Origin of the sequence: Azospirillum sp. B506, assembly GCF_000333595.1 — a bacterium.
In the GTDB taxonomy this organism is placed as follows: Bacteria; Pseudomonadota; Alphaproteobacteria; order Azospirillales; family Azospirillaceae; genus Azospirillum.
In genome coordinates this window covers 1-5,290 of sequence record NZ_BADK01000678.1, presented here as the reverse complement: position 1 = coordinate 5,290, position 5,290 = coordinate 1, and the positions used below count along the sequence as shown (strand labels likewise).

Sequence of the window (5,290 nt, the reverse complement as noted above, 5' to 3'; positions counted from 1 at the left end):
ATTTCACGCCCACCTCAGCCTCCTGGATCAACGCCGTCGAGGGCTTCTTCTCCATCATCACCCGACGGAGCATCCGGCGCGGCGTGTTCAAGTCCGTGGCCGACCTCCAGGACGCCATCGCCCGCTACATCCGCAAGCACAACAGGGCATCCAGGCCCTTCGTCTGGACCAAGCCCGCCGACACCATCCTCGATAAACTCAGCCGTTTGCCTGCACCTTCTGAATGAGTCAGTGCACTAGAATAAGCTTGGTTCCGGTTCGTATTATGCCGCCATTCTGATTCGGTCCGGAGAGCCCTCGTAGACCTCTGCCGGGGTTCTGCCGCCGAGCGCCGGGTGCGGGCGTTCGGCGTTGTAATAATCGATCCAGCGGCCGCGCCCGTCCATCGACACCCGAATGCCGGCCGCGGTCAAGAGGCCGGTGAAGCGCGGGCTGGTGAACTGGCTGCCCTGATCCGGTGTTGAAGATGCCCGGCCGGCCGTAGCGTGCCATAGCCTCCTCCACGACCTCGATGCAGAACTCGACGTCCATGGTGTTCGACAGCCGCCAGCTCAGGACCTTGCGTGTCGCCCAGTCCATCACCGCCACCAAGTACAGAAAGCCGCGGCGCATGGGAATGTACGTGATGTCAGCGCACCAGACATGGTTGGGTCGGTCGATGGTCATGTCACGCAGCAAGTACGGCCAGATCTTGTGCTCGGGATGCGGCACGGTCGTCTTCGGGCGCTGGTAAACCGCCTGCAACCCCATCCGCGCCATCAGGCGGCGAACCCATCAGGCGGCGAACCCGCTTGCGGTTGACCTCATGGCCATGACGGCGCAGATGCCGGGTCATCTGCCGGCTGCCGTACCAGGGCGTTTCCACGAACTGCTCGTCGATCAGCCGCATCAACTCCAGGTTCGCGGCAGGCTCGCTTGTGGCCGGTCCGTAGTAGCTGGACAGGCTGATCGAGCTGCGACACCGGCAGCTCGCCCCGGATCGCCTCCAGCGCCACCTTCGCCTCGAACTCTGCCGAATATCGCTTCCGTTTCCCCGTCATTGGGTCCGTCCTTCTTCCGGGGCGAACCAAGCTTAGCCGACTGTCCGGGAAATGGGGTCCACTTCACGGCCCATCCGCATTCCCGGTGCAGGCCAGATGTCGGTCGGCAGGGGAGTGAGCACATAAAGGGAACGATTTATCCTCCGGAGCACCAGAATCCTTGTCCAAATCTCTGCTTTCCCTGCTGCCAGCCGGCCTCATTGTCGATCATGTCACGGTCGACGCTGATCGTGTCGTGGTGGCGGCCCATGTTCGCGCTGTCACGGCTGCCTGTCCGCTGTGCCGTCGCTCCTCCGCACGCGTCCACAGTCGGTACTCCCGACATCTGGGCGACCTGCCGTGGCAGAGCCGGGTTGGCGAACTTCACCTGCAGGTTCGCCGCTTCCGGTGTGCGGCAGCGGACTGTCCCCGCCGCATCTTCGCCGAGCCGCTGCCCACGGTGGCAGCCCCTCGGGTCCGGCGCACCCGGCGGCTTGCCGAGGCGCAACGCGCCATTGCACTGAGTGCCGGCGGAAATCCTGGCGCCCGGCTGTCCTGTCAGTGCCGATTGGATACTCCCCGGAAAGGGCGGCTGAAAATTCCCCAGGCTAACGCAACGGCAGGGCTCCGGGGCGTACGCCCCGGAGCCCTGCGGCCGCTCGTCGCCCATGATCACCCTCCGAGGCGGAGGGAGGGCGCAGGTGGTCAGACTTGGGGAACTCGTCATGATTCTCGATCTCGCCCGCGAGGGCCTGTCGGTGTCGGCGATCTCACGCCGCACCGGCCTGGATCGCAAGACCATCCGCAAATACATCGCCCGCGGACTGGAGGCGCCCGCCTACACCCCTCGGCCGGCTCGGCCGACGCTGCTCACACCCTTCGAGCCCTATCTGCGTGAACGCCTGCAAACCTTTCCCGATCTCAGCACCCGCCGCCTGCTGCGGGAACTCAAGGAGCGCGGTTACACCGGCGGCTATACCATCCTGAAAGCCGTGGTTCGCGCCATCCGTCCCACCCCGTCACCGTCCTTCGAGTGTCGCTTCGAGACACCGCCCGGCAAGCAGGCCCAGGTCGATTTCGCTTTCTTCAAGACGACCTTCACCGACGAGCCCGAAGTGGAGCGGATCGTCTGGCTGTTCTCCATGGTGCTCGGCCACAGCCGCATGATGTGGGCCCGCTTCGTCGCCCGCCAGGATCTGCAAACCGTGCTCCGTTGCCACATCGCCGCCTTCGACAGCTTCGGGGGCGTGCCGGAACAGATCCTCTACGATCGCATGAAAACCGCCGTGCTGGGCGAGATCGAAGATCCCGATCAACCGACCCAGGGGATTGCCTAAAATCCCAAGCTCCTCTCCCTGGCCAGCCACTACGCTTTCCTGCCGAAGGCCTGCAAGCCGTACCGCGCCAAGACCAAGGGCAAAGTCGAACGGCCCTTCCGCTACGTGCGCGAGGACTTCTTCCTGGCCCGCAGCTTCCGCAATCTCGAGGACCTGAACATCCAGTTCACCCAGTGGCTGGATCAACTCGCCAACCGCCGTCGCCACGCCACCACCCAGCGCATCGTCGCCGAGCATTTCGCCGAGGAGCGCCCCCACCTCAAGCCGCTGCCGGCCGGCCCCTTCAACAGCGTGCTGGCCCTGGAGCGCCGTGTCACCCGCGACGGCATGGTGTCGGTCGGCGGCAACCTCTACTCCGTGCCGGATTGCACCCGTCGGCGGACGGTGGAGGTGCAGGTCACCGCCGGCACCGTCACCATCCTGGAGGACGGCATAGCCGTCGCCTCCCACCCGGCGCTGGAAGGACGAGGCCAGCGACGCATTGCCACCGGACACCGGACCCAGCCTCCACCGCCCAACAGCCAGACACCCAGGGAGGTCGCCGCGCCCCCGGCACCACCGCTGCAGGGCGGCACCGTCACCCCTCGCTCGCTGGCCATCTACGACACCATCGGCCGCCACTTGGCCAACCAGCCGGGGAGCCGGTGATGAGCACCACGCCGCTGGAAGCCGGCCCCGCCACCCTCGACCGCATTCGCCAGTATCTGGTTGGGCTGAAGATGCCGCGCGCCTTGGAAGCGCTGGAGCACATCCTGCGCCGGCTGGAACGCGGCGAACTCTCCGCTCTGGAGGCCATCGACGCCCTGCTGGGTGAAGAGCTGACGTTGCGCGAGGGGCGCCGCATCAAGGCGGCCCTGAAGATGGGCCGGCTTCTCTCCATCAAGACGCTCACCGGCTTCGACTTCTCCTTCCAGCCCTCGCTCGATCGCGATCGGATCATGACCTTGGCGCAGCTCGACTTCGTCGACCGGCACGAGGTGGTCCATTTCCTCGGCCAGCCCGGCTGCGGCAAGACGCACCTGGCGCTTGCTTTGGGAGTGGAGGCCGTCAAGGCCGGCCGCTCGGTCTACTTCGCCACCCTGGCCGACATCGTGAGCTCGCTGGCCAAGGCCGAACGTGAAGGGACCTTGCGGGAACGCCTGCGCTTCCTGTGTCGGCCACAGCTGCTAATCGTCGACGAGATCGGCTATCTGCCGGTGATCCCCGGCGGCGGCAACCTGTTCTTCCAGCTCGTCAACGCCCGCTATGAACGCGGTGCCATGATCCTGACCTCAAACCGCGGCTTCTCCGAATGGGGCGATGTCTTCGGCGGCACCGTCGTTGCTTCCGCCCTGCTGGACCGCCCCTGCTGGACCGCCTGCTGCACCATGCCGTGGTGGTGCAGATCGAAGGTGCCAGCTACCGCCTGCGCCGTCACGCCGAACTGATGCCGGACAACAACCGCAGCCGGCCTATCACCGCTCCGCCACCGGCACCACGGCGCCGAGGGCGGCCACCAAAAGCGAGGAGCGCCGACACCGAAGCCAATCCATAGCCCTTCAAACCATCTGGGGATTTTTCGACCGACCGTTCTGGAGAAACTTCATTCGGCCTTTACAACCCTTGAGGGCGAGTGGAAGATTCACGTGCCAGAGGACGTCCGCGCCCGCCGCGACATCGCCAAGGCCCTTACCGCGTGGGCCGCCCACGGCTACCCTGTGGGCGACGGTGTCCGCGTGCTGCGGGCGCGGGCGACGCTCGACATCAGGCTGCCCGGTGGCGCCCCGTCACGCGCCGCCCTGAAGTTGGCCGACCTGCTGCTGGCGCACGCCTACGCCGCCGGGGCGACCGCATCCACCGTTCGCGTCGCGCTCCCCGACCTCGCCGCGTTCCTCAAGGCGTCCGACCGCGGCCGCCCGCCGCGCCCCGGCGAGGTTATGAGGGTGGTCGAGGAGATCGCCGCGGCGGAGATCGTCTGGAACGCCACGGGGGCGGACCGCACGATGCCGGTGGGCTTCAGGTGCCCGGCCATCGAGACCCCCTACTACGATGGCGAGCGCTGGCTGAGCTACGCCGTCCCCGAGCCGTTGCGCCCGGCGACCGTCGCGCCGCAGTCGTATGTCCGCCTGGACCTGGGGGCGGTGCGCGCCTGCCGAGCGGCGTTCGGCGTGCCCCTCCTGCGTCGGGCGGCCCTCCCCCGCGGCGGACCGCTTCAGGAGGAACGTTACGAGGAGCTACACCGCCGACGAGCTCGCCGAGATGATCGGCTACAAGCGCCCGCACGTCCGGCCGTCGCAGTTAATGTCGGAGGCCGTGAAGGGCGCCTTGGCCGACGTGCCCTGCCTGCCTTCCGGGGCGCCGCGGCTGGTGATCGTGCGCCCGGCGGAGTTCAGCGGCGTGGACCTGGACGGAAATGGGGAGGAGCGTGATCCCCGGGTGTTCCGCCTGACCGTCTACACCACCAAGCCCCGTAGGGACGGCGGCAGGCCCGGACGTGCGGTCGCACCGGGCGGGATCGCCGTCTGAAGCGACGGGTGGACGGCGGTGGAGCGATGTCTGGAGGGGTCGCCGTTCCGATGCCGACGGCCGACCGCCGGGCCTGTGTCGTGAAGGCGGAGCGGGAGCGGTCGCAGTCCGGACTCCGCGTGCCTTGCCCAGCGCCGACCACGTCACCACCCTCCCCTTCCGAGGCGACACACACCGCCATATAGTGCCATCGGGCGCCACGCTTCCGGCGGACATGGGACGGACACAGATTTGAATGCCCGATTCGCCGGATACAGAAAAGCCCGCTAAGCCGTTGGCCTAGCGGGCTAATTTGGTTGCGGGGGCAGGATTTGAACCTGCGGCCTTTCAGTTATGAGCCTGACGAGCTACGGGGCTGCTCAACCCCGCGGATGTCTGATTGTGGATCGATGGACGATGAAGATTGCAGCATGAGCGTTTTGGTTGAAT

Annotated in this window: 2 protein-coding genes, 1 tRNA gene and 5 pseudogenes; 5 read left to right on the top strand and 3 right to left on the bottom strand. The window is 66.7% G+C overall.

Annotated features, from left to right (window positions below):
* A pseudogene (locus I71_RS20295) lies at nucleotides 1–227 on the top strand (IS630 family transposase); the annotation flags it as partial.
* A gap of 36 nt (nucleotides 228–263) precedes the next feature.
* Here I71_RS20295 and I71_RS36230 read toward each other — a convergent pair.
* Nucleotides 264–1,040: pseudogene (locus I71_RS36230) on the bottom strand (IS3 family transposase).
* A 160-nt stretch (nucleotides 1,041–1,200) separates the two neighbouring features.
* Here I71_RS36230 and I71_RS36225 point away from each other — a divergent pair.
* The 3 pseudogenes from I71_RS36225 to istB all read left to right on the top strand — a co-directional run.
* Nucleotides 1,201–1,608: pseudogene (locus I71_RS36225) on the top strand (transposase family protein); the annotation flags it as partial.
* A gap of 112 nt (nucleotides 1,609–1,720) precedes the next feature.
* Nucleotides 1,721–3,004: pseudogene (gene istA, locus I71_RS20285) on the top strand (IS21-like element ISAzs30 family transposase).
* Nucleotides 3,004–3,890: pseudogene (gene istB, locus I71_RS20280) on the top strand (IS21-like element ISAzs30 family helper ATPase IstB). Before istA ends, istB begins: the two co-directional pseudogenes overlap by 1 nt.
* Nucleotides 3,891–4,166: 276 nt before the next feature.
* On the opposite strand, the gene I71_RS37620 reads toward istB, so the two are convergent.
* A complete protein-coding gene (locus I71_RS37620; protein ID WP_148294303.1) occupies nucleotides 4,167–4,367 on the bottom strand; it encodes a hypothetical protein in 201 nt (66 codons plus the stop codon).
* Between the two features lie 227 nt (nucleotides 4,368–4,594).
* Between I71_RS37620 and I71_RS37615 the strand changes: the two genes are divergently transcribed.
* Complete coding sequence (locus I71_RS37615; protein WP_148294302.1) at nucleotides 4,595–4,861, top strand: hypothetical protein; 267 nt, start codon at nucleotides 4,595–4,597, stop codon at nucleotides 4,859–4,861.
* Nucleotides 4,862–5,154: 293 nt separating this feature from the next.
* On the opposite strand, the gene I71_RS20270 is transcribed toward I71_RS37615, so the two are convergent.
* Nucleotides 5,155–5,231 (bottom strand) — tRNA-Met (locus I71_RS20270).
* Nucleotides 5,232–5,290: the final 59 nt, after the last annotated feature.